Origin of the sequence: Citreicoccus inhibens (assembly GCF_019039035.1) — a bacterium.
GTDB classification, from domain to species: Bacteria; Myxococcota; Myxococcia; order Myxococcales; family Myxococcaceae; genus Citreicoccus; species Citreicoccus inhibens.
The window spans coordinates 79,853-97,601 of the sequence record NZ_JAHNZT010000009.1 but is presented as its reverse complement, the minus strand read 5'-3'; the positions used below and the strand labels follow the sequence as shown (position 1 = coordinate 97,601).

At 68.9% G+C, this 17,749-nt stretch carries 11 protein-coding genes; 4 read left to right on the top strand and 7 right to left on the bottom strand.

Annotated features, from left to right (window positions below; all coding sequences use genetic code 11):
* Positions 1–123: 123 nt before the first annotated feature.
* Both KRR26_RS13890 and KRR26_RS13885 read right to left on the bottom strand, forming a co-directional pair.
* The gene (locus KRR26_RS13890) at positions 124–813 is read right to left on the bottom strand and encodes an NUDIX hydrolase (protein WP_120206473.1); all 690 of its coding nucleotides are present in this window, start codon (positions 811–813) and stop codon (positions 124–126) included.
* Positions 814–896: 83 nt separating this feature from the next.
* Positions 897–1,901 (bottom strand): diacylglycerol/lipid kinase family protein, encoded by a 1,005-nt coding sequence (locus KRR26_RS13885; RefSeq protein WP_120206437.1) that lies wholly within the window; start codon positions 1,899–1,901, stop codon positions 897–899.
* 598 nt (positions 1,902–2,499) lie between these two features.
* Here KRR26_RS13885 and KRR26_RS13880 point away from each other — a divergent pair.
* The 4 genes from KRR26_RS13880 to KRR26_RS13865 all read left to right on the top strand — a co-directional run bounded on the left by KRR26_RS13880 (position 2,500) and on the right by KRR26_RS13865 (position 12,615).
* Entirely contained in the window at positions 2,500–3,948 is a 1,449-nt protein-coding gene (locus KRR26_RS13880) for a PEGA domain-containing protein (RefSeq protein ID WP_233576941.1), read from the top strand.
* A gap of 49 nt (positions 3,949–3,997) precedes the next feature.
* Positions 3,998–5,416 (top strand): IgA Peptidase M64, encoded by a 1,419-nt coding sequence (locus KRR26_RS13875; RefSeq protein WP_120206439.1) that lies wholly within the window; start codon positions 3,998–4,000, stop codon positions 5,414–5,416.
* A gap of 119 nt (positions 5,417–5,535) precedes the next feature.
* Positions 5,536–8,859 carry an Ig-like domain-containing protein gene (locus KRR26_RS13870; RefSeq protein ID WP_217080033.1) on the top strand — a complete coding sequence of 1,108 codons (3,324 nt, stop codon included), beginning with the start codon at positions 5,536–5,538 and terminating at the stop codon, positions 8,857–8,859.
* 180 nt (positions 8,860–9,039) lie between these two features.
* Positions 9,040–12,615: a putative Ig domain-containing protein gene (locus KRR26_RS13865; protein ID WP_217080032.1), complete on the top strand. Its 3,576-nt coding sequence runs from the start codon at positions 9,040–9,042 to the stop codon at positions 12,613–12,615.
* A 13-nt stretch (positions 12,616–12,628) separates the two neighbouring features.
* On the opposite strand, the gene KRR26_RS13860 is transcribed toward KRR26_RS13865, so the two are convergent.
* The 5 genes from KRR26_RS13860 to KRR26_RS13840 form a co-directional block, all read right to left on the bottom strand.
* Complete coding sequence (locus KRR26_RS13860) at positions 12,629–13,138, bottom strand: hypothetical protein (RefSeq protein WP_120206442.1); 510 nt, start codon at positions 13,136–13,138, stop codon at positions 12,629–12,631.
* A gap of 404 nt (positions 13,139–13,542) precedes the next feature.
* Positions 13,543–14,301, bottom strand: a complete 759-nt coding sequence (locus tag KRR26_RS37635; protein ID WP_217080031.1) for an immunity 52 family protein — start codon at positions 14,299–14,301, stop codon at positions 13,543–13,545.
* Positions 14,302–14,338: 37 nt separating this feature from the next.
* A complete protein-coding gene (locus KRR26_RS36795; protein ID WP_236068586.1) occupies positions 14,339–14,809 on the bottom strand; it encodes an NUDIX hydrolase in 471 nt (156 codons plus the stop codon).
* Positions 14,806–15,996: a DUF2380 domain-containing protein gene (locus KRR26_RS13845; protein WP_328707124.1), complete on the bottom strand. Its 1,191-nt coding sequence runs from the start codon at positions 15,994–15,996 to the stop codon at positions 14,806–14,808. The genes KRR26_RS36795 and KRR26_RS13845 overlap by 4 nt, the downstream gene beginning before the upstream one ends.
* Positions 15,997–16,315: 319 nt before the next feature.
* Positions 16,316–17,659 (bottom strand): hypothetical protein, encoded by a 1,344-nt coding sequence (locus tag KRR26_RS13840; RefSeq protein WP_217080029.1) that lies wholly within the window; start codon positions 17,657–17,659, stop codon positions 16,316–16,318.
* Positions 17,660–17,749: the final 90 nt, after the last annotated feature.

The window sequence follows — 17,749 nt, the reverse complement described above, 5'->3', positions numbered from 1 at the left end:
TCTCGTTCGTGTATATATGACACAAACATAGTGTCCACAAGACACGAAGTCAACTCAACGTGCGGAGGCGCGCGGCGAGGCACGTCCTCGCACCCACGCCCACGTGTCCGTGTTGAGAGTGGCTTAGAGCTCGAAGTTGAAGCCGGCCTTCTCCAACTGCCGGTACTTCTTGTGGTCGAACCGATAGAGGCGAGCGGCGCGGTGGGAGACGTCCTGCTCCACCTCGTCCAGCTCCTCCAGCAGGTCCATGGCGAGAATCTTCTTTCGGAAGTTCCGCTTGTCGAGCTCGCGCTCCAGGACGACCTCGTACAGCCGCTGCAGTTGGGAGAGGGTGAACTTGGGCGGCAGCAGCTCGAAGCCGATGGGCTGGTAGCGCACCTTGCCCTTCAGGCGTTGCAGCGCGGTGCCGAGGACTTCCGCGTGGTCGAACGCGAGCTTCGGCGTATCCCAGACGGAGAACCACGCGGCCTCGCGCGCGTCGGTGGAGGCGTGCAGGTGGTGGGCGCTGAGCTTCACCAGCGCGAAGTACGCCACGGTGATGACGCGTCCTCGGGGGTCTCGGTCCGGAGCGCCGAAGGTGTAGAGCTGCTCCAGGTGGCTGGGGCGGATGCCGGACTCCTCCTCCAGCTCGCGGCGCGCGGCATCGTCCAGCGCCTCGTCCATGCGCACGAAGCCGCCGGGCAGCGCCCAGCGCCCGGAGAAGGGCTCCACGCCTCGGCGGATGAGGAGGACCTTCAGGTCCTCGTCGTCCATTCCGAACACGACACAGTCCACCGTCACGGCGGGCCGTGGGTAGTCGTAGGTGTGGCTCACGTCACCGTCCGTTCGAGCGGGTGGGAGCTGTCCGCCATAGTGTCCGGCGAACACCCTGTCAACCACCCGCCCGGCCGGCGGCACTACACCGCGACCATGCGGGAGACGCGGTGCCAGTCGACGAGCTGGACGTTCTCCTCGGCGAGGTCGAACTCGATGGAGCGGCGCATGCCCAGGACGTCGCCCCCCATCTGGAAGGGGACCTCGCGGTCGAAGTCCATGCGCAGGCGCTGGACGAAGAAGTCATGCATGTGCGGGAGCGGATGCTCGCCACGCCACAGGCGGAACATGTTGCGCGTGGCCTCCATCACGCCAGCGCCGTACACGCGCACCGACAAGCGATGCGGCACGGCCTGCGCGAAGGGGAAGGCCTTGAAGCCAAAGCCCCACTCGGGCGTGGTCGCGGCGCCCGCGACGCCCGCTGGCCCGCGATACAGCAGCGCGCCCGGCCCCCCGTGAGGAATGGGCTGCACCGCGCCGTGCGCGTCCATGGTGAGCGCGGGTTCCCCCACGTTATAGACAGACACCTGCGGGTTGCCCTCGCCGAACAAGTGGCGCGGCACCGTGCGCGTGAACATGGCGGTGAGGTAGCCACGCAGGCCGGCTTGCTGGCTCTTCAGCGGCCCCGCCGCGGCGAGCTGGTTCTTGAAGTCCTGAATCATCTCCGCGTCCCAGCCGGTGCCCGCGAAGGGCGCCACCTTGCCGTCCACGCGCACGAGGGAGAAGGGGCGCAGGGGCGGCAGCCGCTCGCCCAACGCGGCGATCTGCTTCAGCGCGACGGAGGGACGCGGCGCGCCCGTGACACGCGCCCACGCGTTGCCCGTGCCCAGCGGCAGCACGCCGATCGCGGGGAGGGCCACGCCCTGCATGCGCAGCTCGTTGAGGAGCCCGGTGATGGTGCCATCCCCCCCTCCCGCGAGCAGCAGGTTGGGCGGATCATGCCGCAGGTGGTCGGAGATCCAATCGCGCGCCTCATCGACGGAGCGAGTGAGCGCCACGCGGGCGCGAGGAAGCAGACGCCGGACCAGGCCTCCGATTCCCTCGGTGCCCTTGCGCGCGCGGAGATTGACGAGGACGGCGATGTTCATGGCGGGGGGACTCTTCTCCGGGATATGTCATGGCCCGGTCACGGAACCATGGCGAGGCGCTTTGCGACCTGGACGTGGAACCGTTGAGCTGCGGGCCCCTCCACTCCCAGCAGGAAACAGCGCACCCTGCCCTGACCTTCCGCCCGAGGGAAGACCCTTCCTGTCCCACCATCGGATTGAGCCCGGGATTGAGCCGGCGGGATTGAACCGGGTGCGCCGTGCCAGGAACCTGGGGAAGGACGCAACGGCTGGCACCAGGCGGTCGGTCCTCCCTTCGTCGATCCGACATCCGGTGGGATGGGCGTCTCACATCGGGACGCTGGGTGCCGCCTCCCACACATTCCGAGGCGCCTGCTCCCTTGGGCGCCACGGCTGCCCGCCTCCCTGCGCGACGGAGGTGGGTTTGGCGGAGGAGCCGCCCGCTGCTATGTGCGCGCGGCGGACAAGCGGGCGGACGGAATGCGCCCTGCAAACGGCCCCTGCGATGACCCTCCTGCGACCCCTGCCCCTCCTCTGCTGGATGCGCCCCCGGCTGGCCTCCGGTGTCCTCGCGGTCCTCCTCGTCTCGGGTGCGTCCGCATGGGGCAGCCCCCGAAGGATGGTCCTCTCCAGCGGGGCGGACTGCGCGGACGCGGAGCTGAGCAGCCAGGCCAAGTCCTTCGCCGACGCGCTGCGGGCCCGCGCGGAGACGGAGACCCTGGGCGCCACGGAGCTGAGCGAGCGACTCTTCCCCCAGGCCGCGCGCTCCTTCGAGGAGCTTCGCCGCCAGCTCGACGCCGCGAGAGACCACTTCTACGAGGGCCGCAACGCCAGGTCCGGGCAGCTCGTGGAGGACGCCCTGCATGACATCGCCCACCTGCCCGTGGGCGAGGCCCGCTGGCGCCTCCATGCGGACGCGCAGCTCCTCCTCGCCCTCAACCTGCGTGCCCAGGGCAAGGCGAAGGACAGCGATGCCGCGTTCCTCCAGGTGCTGAGGCTCCAGCCACAATACCCGCTCGACCCTGACCTCTATGCGCCCTCGGTGCGTCAGGCGTTCGACAAGGTGCGGCGAGAGCTGGCGCGGACGCGCAAGGTGAAGGTGGCGGTGAAGTCCACCCTCCCCGCCTCCGAGGTGTATCTGGACGGGCTCCGTGTGGGGCAGACGCCCCTGCAGCTCGACCTCCCCGCGGGCACCTACGACCTGGCCCTCGTGAAGGCCGGGGCGCACAGCTTCTCCCGGCAGGTGCAGGTGCAGGGCACGGACCTGCCGCTCCTCGTGGACCTCGCGTTCGAGGGCGCCGTGTCCGGCAGCCCTTTCCCATGCCTCGCATCATCGGACCCGAGCGATGAGCGGACCCTGGCCCACGCGGTCCGACTGGGCGGAGCGCTGGGCGTGGAGGAGGTCATCCTCGCGCGCCTGGAGCACCCGAGCAGCGGCCCCAAGTGGTTCGCCGCCACGGTGCTCCACGTGGAGGGAGGACAGCGGCTGCGCGAGGGGGGCTTCAAGACCCAGGGGCTGGACGCTCCGGCCGAGGCCCTGTCCGCGCTGGTGGACTTCGTCACCACGGGACGCTCGCCCTCCAACCTCGTGGTGATGAACGCCAGCGGCAAGGCGCCCTGGGAGCAGCCCGCCGCCCCCTCGGCGACCCTGACCCCGGATGCGCCCGTGGCCCCCGCCACCGAGGGCCTGTCGCGGACCACGCCGTCCCCCACCGCCTCCAGGATGCGGGGCGCGTCCTACGCGACGCTGGGCGTGGGCGTGGCAGCGCTGGGAGGCGCGGGCGTCGTGCGCTGGATGGCGCAGAAGGACCTGAATGCGCTGAAGGAGCGCCAGCGCCAGAACGGTGGCGTGCTGACCTCGGATGACGCCGAGGCGGTGCGACTGCGCGAGGGATTGGTGAAGAAGAACCAGCTTCTCACCGGGTTGCTCATCGGCGGTGGCGTCACGGCCGCGGCGGGCGCGGCCCTGTTCCTGCTCGCTCCCACTCCGGGTGCTCCACCGCCGCTCACCGTGAGCCTGGGCGCGGATGACACTGGGGGGTGGGCAACAATGTCAGGCGCGTTCTGACATGACATTCCCGCCAGCGAGGACACGGGCCGCCGCGTAGAGTGGCCGCATGCGCGCATTCATTGTCTTGCTGCTGGCCGCGAGCACCGCGGCGGCGGCGCCCCGCACCTTCCGCGTCGACTACTTCCACACGGGCAACGCCACCGAGGAGCGCTTCAGCCTCGACCGGCTCGTCATCGAGCCGCTACCCTGGCCCGGCAACCCGGAGCAGCCCATCGATGAGTCGAACCTCGGCAAGTACCTCTTCGAGGTGAGGGACCGGGACACGAACCGCCTGCTGTACTCGCGCGGCTTCGCCTCCATCTTCGGGGAGTGGGAGAGCACCCCCGAGGCGCACCAGCTCCACCGCACCTTCGGCGAGTCCTTGCGCTTCCCCACGCCGGAGCGCCCCGTGCAGGTCATCCTGAAGAAGCGCGACGCACGCAACGCGTTCCGCGAGGTGTGGTCGCTCGACGTGGATCCGAAGAGCATGTTCGTCGACCCCTCGGCGCCTCCCGCGCCGGGCCCGCTGCTGAAGCTGATGGAGAACGGGCCCTCGGCGAGCAAGGTGGACTTCCTCATCCTGGGGGACGGCTACACCGAGGCGGAGCGCGGCAAGTTCGAGAAGGACGCGCGCCGGCTGATGGACATCCTCTTCACCTACTCGCCCTTCAAGGAGCGCAAGACGGACTTCAACGTGTGGGGGTTGATGCCCGCCGCGGCGCAGTCCGGAATCTCCCGGCCCTCCACGGGCATCCACAAGCGCTCCCCCGTGGGCGCCACGTATGACGCCTTCGGCAGCGAGCGCTACGTCCTCACCTTCGACAATCAGGCCTTCCGCGACACGGCGGCCTTCGCCCCCTACGAGTTCGTGGAAATCCTCGTCAACGGAAACACCTACGGCGGAGGCGGCATCCACAACCTCTACAGCACCGTGGCCGCCGACAGCCTGTGGTCACCCTATGTCTTCGTCCACGAGTTCGGCCACCACTTCGCCGGACTGGCCGACGAGTACTACACCTCCGAGTCCGTCTACGGCCCCGCGGACGGGGACCGGCTGGAGCCCTGGGAGAAGAACGTCACCGCGCTGAAGGACCCCGCGAAGCTGAAGTGGAAAGACCTCGTGAGCGCAGGAACGGCCACGCCGACCCCCTGGAACAAAGAGGCGTATGACAGCCACGCCAACCAGGTCCAGCAGCAGCGCCGGAAGATTCGGGCCGACCAGCGCCCCGAGAGCGAGATGGACGCGCTGTTCCTCGCGCAGCGCGATTGGGAGGAGAAATTCCTCTCTTCTCAGAAGTTCTCCGGCAAGGTCGGTGCCTTCGAGGGCGCGATGTATGAATCACGTGGGTATTACCGACCCCAGCTCGACTGCGTGATGTTCACGCGGGACCGCGTTCCGTTCTGCGCGGTGTGTCAGCGAGGCATCTCGGAGGTCATCGACCTCTATTCGCGCCCCGCTCCGCAAGCAGCGCGCCAATCCCCCTGAATAACCCGTCTTCCACTCAAGCCCGCGTGACATGGCCGTGCCATGTCCGCTGGCGATTGGACGCCCCTTTGGGATTGGGTGTAAGGGGAGCCGCTACCGCTATCCCGGGAGGGGATTACATGCTGAGACGGAGTCTGTTTCCGGCTCTCTTGACCGCCGTGTTTGTCACGGTGGTTACGGGCTGTGGAAACGAGTGCGTGGATGAGTTCGACTGTCGCGACAAGGGCTCCCCTGGCGCGAACAAGGTTTGGACTTGCGTCGAGAACAAGTGCGAAGCGAAGGCTATTTCCACGACTCCTCCCGAGGAGGACGCGGGCACTGACGCGGGCGTGGATGCTGGAACGAAGCCTGACGCGGGCACGGATGCCGGCACCGACGCGGGCGTGACGTGCTCGCCGGCCTGCGCCACGGGCGAGGTCTGCGACATCAGCTCCGGCCACGGCGTGTGCAAGACCTGCACGGACTCCGCCACGGGCAACGGCCAGGACAACGGCTGCAGCGCGACGGCCCCCATCTGCAACGTGACGGGTGGCAGCGGCAAGGGTGTCTGCACGGCGTGCCAGGACTCGGCGACGGGCAACGGCCAGGACACGGGCTGCTCCGCGGCCGCTCCGGTGTGCGACCCCGCGGCCAACGGCGGCGTGGGCGCCTGCAAGGCGTGCCAGGACTCCGCCTCGGGCAACGCCCAGGACACGGGCTGCTCGGCGACCGCGCCCATCTGCGACGCGACGGCCAACAACGGCGTGGGCGCCTGCAAGGCGTGCCAGGACTCCGCCTCGGGTAACGCCCAGGACATGGGCTGCACGGCGGCCGCTCCGGTGTGCGACCCGACCGCCAAGAACGGCGTGGGCGCGTGCAAGGCGTGCGTGGACTCCGCCACGGGCAATGGCCAGGACACGGGCTGTGGCGTTCAGGCGCCGGTCTGTGACACGACGGCCAACGGCGGCGCGGGCGTGTGCAAGGCGTGCGTGGACTCCGCCACGGGCACGGGCCAGGACAACGGCTGCAGCGCGGCGGCGCCGATGTGCGACGTGACGGGCAACGGCGGCGCGGGCGTGTGCAAGGCGTGCGTCGACTCCGCCGCGGGCAACGGCCAGGACCAGGGCTGCGGCGTGGACGCGCCGATCTGCGACACGAACGCCAACGGTGGCGCGGGCGTGTGCAAGGTGTGCTTCGACTCCGCGAGCAGCCCGTCCATCGGTTGCTCGAACTCGGCCGCGGTGTGCGACGCGGCGGCCAACAACGGTCTCGGGATGTGCAAGGTCTGCATGGATACGTCGGCCACGGGTCAGGATCTGGGCTGCGTCTCCCCGTCCGCCATCTGCGACACGGCCGCGAACGACGGCTTTGGCGTGTGCAAGGTGTGCCTTGGCGCCGAGGGCTGCACGCAGCCCCAGACGTGCAACGCGGCCGGTACCGCGTGCGAGGGCTGTGTCGACAACGCCTCGTGCGCCGCGAACAACCCCAACACCCCGGTCTGCAACACGGGCGCGACGCCTTCGCAGTGCGTCGAGTGCACCACGGCGGACACCGTCAAGTGCGACGCGAGCAAGCCCGCGTGCAACAACAACCTCTGCGGCTGCGCCGACGACAGCCAGTGCAACGCGGCGGGCAGCGCTCGCCGCACCTGCGACACCACCGCGAACAACGGTCGTGGCCAGTGCGAGGTCTGCCTCAGCAACACGCAGTGCACGGACCCGAACAGGCCGGTGTGTGACAACAAGGCGTGCGTGTGCCGCGACAACGCGGACTGCGCCGTGGGCCTGACGTGCGATGGCACCACGAAGGCTTGCGTCGCGTCGGGCCCGGCGGCGGCCTCGACCAGCGCGCAGATCCAGGCGTTCAAGGATGCGACGAAGGACGCCACGGCGAGCGCGGCGTTCGCGCAGCCGATGTCCATCGATGGCGCCTACGTCTCGTACATCAAGCCGGCGCTCGGCTCGGATGTGACGGGCTACTTCCTCCAGGCCGAGGCCACGGGCCCCGCGATCTTCGTCGCGGCGGATCCGGGCACGCTGGCGGTGGGCGACCGCATCAACCTCAAGGTGGGCGGCGTGAACGTCCTCAGTGGTGACATCAAGGCCGGCGCCACCATCACGGGCCTGACCGTCGTCAGCCAGGGTCACCCGGTGCGCAACCTCAACACGGCGGCTCCGGCGGGCCTCACGGTGGATCGCTCCGCCAACCCGACGACCGAGCTGCTGGACAAGGTGGGCACCTACTTCGGCACGCTGGTTCGCCTGAAGGGCACCGAGAGCGGCGCGACGGCCGCCAGCGGCGGCGGTCACGTGGCGTTCACCCTCACGACGGCTGGCATCAACAACAACGCCCTGCTGAAGCTGCGCGTCGCGGACACCGTGGCGTCGAACATCGGCTTCGCCGATGGCTGCACGGTCACCCTGACCTCCGGCCCGCTGTGGAAGTTCAGCAGCACGACGGGCACGCCTCCGGTCACGACGACCACGGTGCAGCCGTCCGCCTACTTCCGCTCGGAGCTGACGGACATCACCTGCCCGGCCTCGAAGGTGGTCAGCGCCAGCGCGGTCTCCACCACGGAGGTGAAGGTGACGTTCGAGCGACCCATCGACGCGGCGAGCATCACCAACGCGGCGACCCAGTTCACCTTCAACAACGGCCTCCAGGCCATCAGCGCCACGGTGTCCGGCAAGGACGTCACGGTGAAGACGGGCACGCAGGTGGGCGGCACCAGCTACACGGTGACGGTCGCCAGCTCGGTGAAGGACGTGCTGGGCGGCGCCACCGCGGCTCCTGGAACGGCGACGTTCAAGGGCTACCGCGTGCCGGCCGTGCTGATGATCAACGAGCTCAACCCGAACGTGGGCAGCGCGCGTGACCTCATCGAGTTCATCGTGGTGAGCGGCGGCACGACGGACGGCATCACGCTCGTCCAGGAGTCCACGGCCGTGACCACCCTGGCGACGCTGCCGGATGTGGCCGTGGCGACGGGCGACTACATCGTGCTCCACCTGACGCCGACCGCGGCCCAGGGTGACGCCACGACGTCCGAGACGGTGAGCAAGAACGAGAACACCGCCACGACGAACTTCCCCACCGCGTGGGACTTCGTCGCCGGCGCGACCAACCTGACGTTCTCCAACCAGGTGGTGCGTCTCAAGAGCGCCTCGGGGTCCACGATGGACGCGGTGGCCTTCGTGAAGAGCGACCTGGCGGCCAATGGTCGTCCGGGTGGCTACCCGGCCAAGCTGACCGCGCTCCAGGCCGAGGGGCTCTGGCTCCCGGCGGATTGCGGCGGCGCCGCGTGTGTCTACGACACGGCCGGAGCCAATGCCGTCACGGTCTCCGCGGACTGGAAGGCCGCTGGCAGCACCCAGGCGGGCACCAGCATCCAGCGCAAGGCCAACACGCACCAGGCCTCGGACTGGGTGTCCGGCGCGCCGAGCTTCGGCGCCGCGAACCCGTAATGCACCGCTGAGCCTTCCGGCTCACGGTTGAAACATCCAAGGGCCGCGATTCCTCTCACGGAGTCGCGGCCCTTGCTGTTTCTCGGGTCCGAGGCGACTCGGAGGCGCGATACACCATCACCCACTAGAGTGAAGCCTTTCTTCTCGTGAGCCGCGTGTCTCCTCGGCTCGGAGTGGGTCATGTCGTCTCACCGCGCCCTCGTGCCGCTGCTCGTCCTGCTGCTGACCGCTTGTCCCGGCAACAAGCCCTTGGATCCAGAGCCACCAAAGACGGATGGCGGCTCACACGTCACGGATGGCGGACATGATGAGCCTTTGGCCATCACCACCCCGGGGCTTCTCCCCGCCACGGTCGAGGTGGCCTACAGCGCGCGGCTCACCGCATCCGGAGGCGTCGCCCCGCATGCCTGGCGCCTCAGCGCGGGCGCGCTGCCCGCGGGCCTGTCTCTCTCGGCCCAGGGCGAGGTGAGCGGGACGCCGAGCGCCGCCGGCACCACGCGCTTCACCGTGGAGGTCCAGGACGCGCACGGGACGACGACGCGCGCGGAGCTCTCGCTCGAAGTTCGCGCGGGGCTGGCCATCCCAGACGCCGTGCTCGCCGATGCCTATCTCGGAGAGACCTACGCGCTGCGGCTCGACGCGACGGGCGGCGTCGCGCCCCTCACGTGGGCGCTCGCGCAGGGCGCACTGCCGACGGGCCTCACGCTGTCCGCCGACGGTCAGCTCACGGGCACCGCCATCGCGGTGGGGCCCTGGGCCTTCAGCGCGGGCGTGCGAGACGCGGAGGGGAGGTCCGCCGCGCATCCGTTCCTCCTCACGGTCTACGCGCCGCCGGCGTTCACCGCGTCCAACCTGCCGCCCGCGGTGGTCGGTACGGCCTACTCGGCGTCGGTGCCCGGCACGGGCGGCAAGGGCCCGCTGTCGTATCGCCTGGTCTCGGGCGCACTGCCCGACGGGCTCCGACTGGAAGGCGCCACGCTCGTCGGGACGCCCGCCACCACGACCAGCGCGACCTTCACGCTCGAGGTCTCCGACGCCAACGGGCACACCGCCACGGCATCGTTCGGCCTCGACGTGCGTGGCGTCATCACCCTCACCTCCACCGTGCTGCCCGATGGCTACACCGACACCACCTACCGTCAGCCGCTCTCCGCCGCGGGAGGTCGCGGTCCCTATCACTGGGGGCTGAGCAGTGGCGCGCTGCCCGCGGGGCTGAGCCTCGTGGATACGGGCTCACTCGAAGGGGCGCCCACCGCGGCAGGCACGGCTTCGTTCGTCCTGCGCGTCACCGATGCGGACGGGTTCTCGGATGCGCGCGCGGTGTCCGTCTCGCTGTATCGCCCCCCCGCCATCACCAGCGCCACGCCGCTGCCGGATGCGTACCTCTTTGAGCCCTACACGCACGTCGTCACCGCCGTGGATGGCAAGGCCCCTCGGACCTTCACGGTCACGGGCGCGCTCCCCTCCGGGTTGAGCTTGTCGAGTGAGGGCTCCTTGTCCGGTGTGCCCTCCACCTCGGGCACAGGACTCAGCGTGGCCCTCACCGTCACGGATGCGAACGGCCGCACCGCCTCGCGCACGGTGGCCCTGTCCATCTACACGGCTCCCACTGTCACCTCGGCGTCGCTGCCCATCGCCGTCCTGGGCCAGCCGTACTCCGCCACCCTCACCGCGTCGGGCGGCAAGACCGGGCTCTCGTGGGCGGTGACATCGGGCGGTTTGCCGGTGGGCCTCTCGCTGTCCTCCTCCGGCGTCCTCAGCGGTACGCCCACCAGTGACGCCGCGACCTTCTCCGCGACGTTCACCGTGACCGATGCGAACGGCCACACGGCTTCGCGGGCGCTGACGCTGACGCTGACGAGCCCGCTCTCGGTGACGACCACCACGCTCGCGGATGCGACGGTGGGCCAGCCCTACAGCGTCACGCTCGCGGCCTCGGGCGGACGCCTCCCGCGGACGTGGAGCTTCAGCGGCGCGCTGCCCGTCGGGCTGTCGCTGTCACCGGACGGGGTCCTCTCCGGCACGCCCTCCGTGCAAGGGCAGGCATCGTTCCTGGTCATCGTGCGCGACGCGAACAACCTCAGTGACTCGCGCACGCTGTCCCTCGCGGTGAAGACTCCCGCGGTGCCCTTCACCGTGGCGCACTGGAACCTGGAATGGTTCGGCGCGCCCAACCAGGGCCCGCCGCACTCCACCTCGGATGGCGGCCTGACGGATGATCTCCAGATTGCCTACGCGCGCGACGTCATCCGCGACGCGGGCGTCAACGTGTGGGGGCTCGTCGAGATGGTCGACACCGCTGACTTCGACACCCTCAAGGCCCAGCTCCCGGGCTACCGCGGCTTCCTCGCCAACAACACGGCCTTCGTCTCCAGCGGCGCTTCGTCCTACTCGGTGGGCCAGCAGAAGCCCGGCATCCTCTACGACGACTCGGTCACCTTCCAGAGCGCCCAGGTCATCCTCACCGCCAAGGCCGCGGACTTCGGCGGCCGCCCGCCCTTGCGCGTGAACTTCACCACGGCCCTGCACGGCGGCACCGCCAACCTGGTCGTCATCGTCGTCCACATGAAGGCCTTCGATGACCTGGTGTCCTACGGGCAGCGGCAGCGCGCGGGCGCGGCGCTGAAGGCGTATCTGGACACGGAGCTGCCCACCGAGCGCGTGCTCGTCATGGGCGACTGGAACGACGACGTGGATCAGTCCATCAGCAAGGACGACGCGGGCACCAACCTGCCCTCACCCTATCTGCCGTTCGTCGAGGACACGGCCCACTACATCTTCATCACGCAGGCCCTGTCGCTCGCGGGAGAGCGAACCACGGTGAACTACCGCGACGTCATCGACCACACGATGGTCACGGACGAAGTCGCCGCGGACTACGTGCCCGGCTCGGTCCAGGTCCTGCGGCCCGACGCGTGGCTGCCCGACTACGGCAACACTGTCAGCGACCACTATCCCGTTCAGAGCCGCTATGACTTCCGCAGCACCGGCGGCCCCACGCTGCGCCTGCTGTCGCCGCAGGGGGGCACGTACCTGGCGGGCAGCACGCTCTCCATCTCCTGGCGAGCCACGGGCATCGCCACGCTGCGGTTGGAGTTCTCGCTCGACAACGGCGAGCACTGGCAGCTGATTGCGCCCACGGTCAGCGCGGCGCTCGGAGCCTACGCGTGGACCCTGCCGGACTCGGTGAGCAACACCGTGCGCGTCCGCGTGGTGGACACCAGCAACGTGTCCAACGCCGCCTCCCATGACTCGCCCCTGGTGCTCACCCGGGATCTCCCCCATGTGTTCATCAACGAGGTCCTCGCCGACGAACCCTCGTTCGATGGCGGCGCGGGAGACACGGCCTACGAGTTCGTCGAGCTGGTGAACGCGGGCTCCGTCAGCGCCGACCTGTCCGGCTGGACGCTCTGGGACAGCCTCAGCGCGCGCCATGTCTTCGCCCCTGGCACCACCGTGGCGCCCGGGCGCGCCTTCGTCATCTACGGCGGCGCCTCCGCGTTCCCTGCGGGGACGCCGAACACCGTCGCGGCCTCCACCGGCACGCTGGCCCTCAACAACAGCAGTGACAGCGTGCGGCTGAAGCGGCCCGATTCCGGCATCGAAGATGAGATGAGCTACACGAGCACCGTGGACAACGTGTCCGTCAACCGCTCCCCCGACGCGAATCCGGACGGCGGCTTCATCCGCCACAACCTGCTGTCGCCTGGGCGCACCTCATCCGCGGGGCTGCGCGCGGACGGCGGCGTGTTCTGACGCGGCTGGAGCTTCAGGGCCGGGATATCGGGGGCTCCGGCTCACCGGAGGCGGGAGGCAGGCTCGCGGGAACAATCTCCACCTCGCGCGCCATCCAGCCACCGGACGTGACGTGGAAGGCGACGCGGACCTCCTGCCCCTCCGAGAGTTCGCGCAGCAGCACGGGCCGGTTGCGCCGGTGGATGCGCGTGCGCGGCTCCACGAGCACCTCGTGCTCGACCCCGGTCGCGTCGCGGAAGAGCAGCTCGTCGTCCCCCACCCACGTCACCCGGCCGTGCAGCTCTTCCGAGGGAGCGGGCGAGTCCTCGGCCTCGCACGAGCCGGCGTCCTGGCCCATCAGCGCGGGGCCCGCGGCCCGCAGCGCATCCGCGTCCACCTTCTGCCGGGCGGCGAGGAAGTTGTTGAGAACCCTGGAGCGGCCCTCGCGGTCCCTCGCCGAGGGGCCCTCGGGACCTCGCCCGCAGCCCAGCCCGAGCCCCGCGAGGGCGAGCATCCAGGCCGCCCACGCGCGCGTGCGTCGCATGTCATCCGTCTCCCGCGTTGGAGAGGGAGCCCCTGGCCCCGGGCTTGCCCTGGGCCACGCGCACCCTTCCGAGGAAACATGCGACTGGCGCGGGCAGCCGCAAACCGGGCTGTTCGCGCCAGGAAACTCGCTCACGGGCTCGCTCCCCCGCCTACCCTGGCTCGAGGCAGCGAGCCGGAGGCATCAGCGCCCGGACTCGATGGCGAACACCAGCGTCACCTTCGCCAGGGCGACAGGAAACCTCACGCAGGACGCGCGGTTACCCACCTGTCGCCCTGGCTTCACTCGGAAGCGCCATCCCATGTCGTCCCAGCTCAGCCCCTTGTGTGCACCCTTGCTCCACGCTGGAGGGGCACACTGGGGGCACATGGCTGCATGCTCTCGTGCTCGGGCTGGCGGGCCTGTCAGGGGGCAATGGGCGGCATGAGTCCGGCCCCGGTCATCAGTTCGCGAACACGGCGCGCCAGCGCCACATGCTCAGGGTTTGCCGCCGTGAAGCGCTGAGATGTAAGGACGATGAGTGTCCCCCTGTCCTCCACGGGCTCGATGTGTACGGGGGCCGGAAGCGGTGGCACACGCCCCAATCGATTCGAAAGGTACGTGATCCACCCCAGCGCGAACGGTGCTGAGTGGGGCTCGCGAAAACGCCTCTCGTAAGCAGTCGACATGGCAACCGCCCAATCGGGGTCCCACGACAGCACCGTGGCACGCACGACGTTCAGGAGCACCGAGACCGTGAGAAGCCTGTCCGCATTTGGCCCACGCCAAGGCACGGACAGAACACAGTGGTTGGGGACCGCGTCCGAGTACACACCGCCGTTGATGCGCATCGTTGCGCAATCTCCCGACGCCCCACCGTTATCGAATGAGCAACGGAAGCCCAACTCTTCGAGGGCTGGCCCTCCAGGCTCGCGGGTCACCCCGTGCCGGAACAATTCGGCAAGGGTGAGCACATCGGGCGGCATCAGAGCGAGCTGTCGCGCGTCCTTACGGGTCTTCGCAGGCTTATGCCAATGAGCGAGGAATGGGTCGCAGGCGGCCAGGAGCCCGAGAAAGTGCGCAGTACGTTGGGCACAATCCTCGGGTGACTCCCTCCGAGCACCCCAATAGGCCCCTGCATAGTAGGTCTCGGGATAGGTCTCTGGTGCGGAAGTAGCTGTCACTGGCAACCACCCTCAACTTCCAGGAGTACCCTTCCGTTCAGACTTCCTCATCGGGAAGGAGCGTTTGGAGAAGCTCGTCGTCGGGTCCGAGAGGTCGCCAACCAGGTGGAGGTGGATGGGCGAGCAGCGTCGCATTGACCTGGCGAACGCGCTCTTGGTGGGTAATGGGCGTGAAGCCAAACCAGGACCCAAGGACCATGGCGACCTCTATACGGGATTCATCGTCCAGAACTGCCGGCCAGCCGCTGGGAAGCCCCTCGGACAGCTCACGAACGAACTGGCTGCGCACTAGCCGAGTGACTTGATGGGCCCGTTCTGCCTCCTCAACCAGCCCTCGAAATACTTGAACCCCTGCGACATCCTCCTTGCCCAACATTTCGGCCAGCTCCACCAACGATGCAGTAGGGCGTGCCTCAGCGAAGGCAGTAAGGGAGTCGTAGCCAAAGTCGCGGACCCGCTCATAGAGCCGAGCCGGCCAATTGCCACGCCAAGATCGTCCCTCGTTCATCCCCCACTCCAGGAAGTGAAGTTCGCGGGGATGCTATAGCGCGTCATCTCCTTTGCGACGAGCCGTAGGATCGTATTCCTCGCCAATGGCCGTCCAGCCGCGCTCTCAGCTTCGTGCAAGACATCCATGATCATCCGGTTCCACTCGCCGGGCCACGTGCGGCCCAAGCGCCAGTTGCCGCCACCGTGAATCGCCTCGTGATGGGCCTGCTCCAGCTTCACGCAGAACTGGTCGATGTCCATGGCGCCCTTGAAGCCGCGCTGCTCGAACCACTCGCGGTGTTCGTTGGGTAGGACGTGGTGCTTCGGAGCCTCGGACATGCCCGCCCCTGCCTTGCCCGTCACGCGCATCCCGCGAACTTCGGGGCTGTCCCCCAGCGCGTCACGCACGCCCTGCGGCAGCTCTCCGTTCCCCTGCGCCATCATCACTTGGCCCGCGTGAATGCGGACCGCCGCACTCACGGCCGGGATGGAGATGACGCCCGCCTGCACGAGCCGCCGAATCATCTCCACCCACTCGGCGGAGACCACAATCTGTGAGCCCGTCATCACCCCGTTGGCTCCCATCACGAGGGCCACGCCGAGCGTGACAGGTGCAGCGGGTGGCGGAGGGAGGCGCGGAAGCGACATCTTCAGCGTCGAGAGCATCGTCACCAAGTCGATGACCTGCACCACCGCCATGACCTGCCCATAGCGCTCCGCCGACTTGCGCATCCCTTCGCGGATGGCGTCGAACTCGCGCGTCAGTTTGCCCATCAACTCGGGCATCGCGGTCGCCGCCGCCTCGACTTGTTCCGGGTCCCCAGATGCGAGCGCGGTCATGGTGGGCGCCAGCAGTCGCTGCACGCGGTCCATGTCCATGAAGAGTCGCTCGGTGCTGTAGCTCGGGAACTGCTGGAGCGAGAGGTCCGCGAGACGAAGGAAGTCGGTCCACGACGCCAGCAGCATGGCGCCGAACATCGCGGCCTGAACCCTCGGGCCCGTCATCCGGAGGATGCCCAGCTCCATGTCATCGTCTGCGACCTCCGCTGCGGCATCTGTCAGCGAAGTGGAGCCCGCCAGGGCTCCGTTGAGCCACGGCAGTTGCTGGGTGCCATAGTCGACGTAGCGGGTGAACACACCGTTGGCCCCGCCGATGCCCTCCTGGCGAGCCGCAAGCTTGGAGAGCGCGAGGGAGATGGTGCCCATCGAGCCCTTCACTTCGTCGATGGCGCCGAGAACGGCTTGCCGCGTCCGATTGGCACTCGTGAGGCCACCCCCCACAGCGCTTGCTTCCGTTTGGTTCTCTCGGGTCTCACGGCGGCGCGTCAGCCTCTCCTTCGCGTCGGGCTCAGCAAACACCGGCAGTCGAGGCGCGAAGTCGCGAGGACTCTCGCTGTCTGATTGAGGAACCAACGCGGGCACTTCGGCAGCGCGCGGCAAGGAGTTCAGGTTCCGCCCTCGTGCGTGCGCTGGCGTCACGGCCACGAAGCTCGTCACCACCAGGGCAATGCCCCACCACGAAGCGTCAGCGCGCACTGTCCACCCCCAGGCCCACCGAGGCGAAGGCCCCCGGTCGCAGCGAGCCTTCCGCCGTGGGGAACAGCAACGTGCCCGCTGTGCCCATCGCGTAGAGCTTCCCGTTGAGGAAGCGCCAGCGCACTTCGGCCCCGCCCAGATAGCGCGCTCCGGACTGGCCCATGCCCACGCCCAGGCCCTTCAGCGCCACTTCCAAGCTGCGCTCGAAGAGCTGCACCGCTACGCGCCCATCCACGTCGAAGCGGCCCCAGGTAAAGGCTTCCGCGCCCACCGTCAGCTTCAGGTGCTTGGAGAGGCCGCCGTAGTGGACGGCATCCCAGCCCACCACCGCCTCGCCATAGAGTGAGTAGCCGCTCGGGAAAGGAGACTCCGCGAGCGGCACGCCGTCAGGACCCTCCACACGGAATCGCGCCAGCTCATAGTCCGGGCCGAAGAAGCCCTGACGGAAGCCGCCGTGCTGCCTGCGCACCTCCAGCCGCAATGTCATGTCCAGCGTCGGCGTCACCGCGTCGACGCCCACGCCCAGCACCGCGCCCCAGGCGCCGCCCTCTCCGGGCCTGCCACCCCACCCGGCAATCACGAGGGCCTCGAAGCCCGGCCGCACCACCGCAATCGCCGTGGCGTCCAGGTGCGCCAGCGTCACCGAGGGCGCGCGTCCTCCTGCCCGTCCCCAGTCGTGCACCGCGGAGAGCGCCAGCGTGTAGCAACCTCGATTCTCCGGCTTGCCGAAGAGGAGGTGCTCCACGTCCAGCGAGAACTCCGCCCCCATCAACCGAGCGCCCAGCACATCCGACACGAAGGCTTCCGTGTAGAGCGGCCCCAGTGTGCCGGTGAGGAAGCCGCCTGCCGGGTGGTAGTCCGGATTCATCCGGTTGGAGTAGCGGCGCACCAGATGCGCGGACAGAAGGCTGTAACTCTCCAAGGCACCGAACCACACGCCCAGCGGCGCGTTGTCCGAGCCGAACTTGAGGCCGCGAATCACCTGCCCCCAATCCGACAGCGTGTCCCAATCCTCACGGCGCACGAGGCCCGTCCCCTCACCGCCGCCCCACATGCGAAAGCGCACGGGAGCGCCCACGTTGACGCCGAACTCCGGCCCACCGTCGAGAATGAAGGTGGGCTCCACCTGCGCGAAGCCCTCTTCCACTCCCGAGCCGGCGCGCGGCAGGAGTGTCCATGTCGCCGCCTCGACGCGTGCGAGGTACGCCCACGGGCTTGCAGGTGAGTCCGAGGGAATGGGCGACTCCTCGGGCGCGGGAAGTTCCGAGGCCCTTCCCGACAGGGGCAACAGCAACAGCAGCAACGTGGACAGCCGGCTTCGCACTCTCTGCATACACGCCTCCTGTGCGTGCCCCGACATGAGGCACACGAAACGCACGTCTCCCGGTCGGCTCGGCAGCTCGCGCCGCTCCGGTGGTGAATC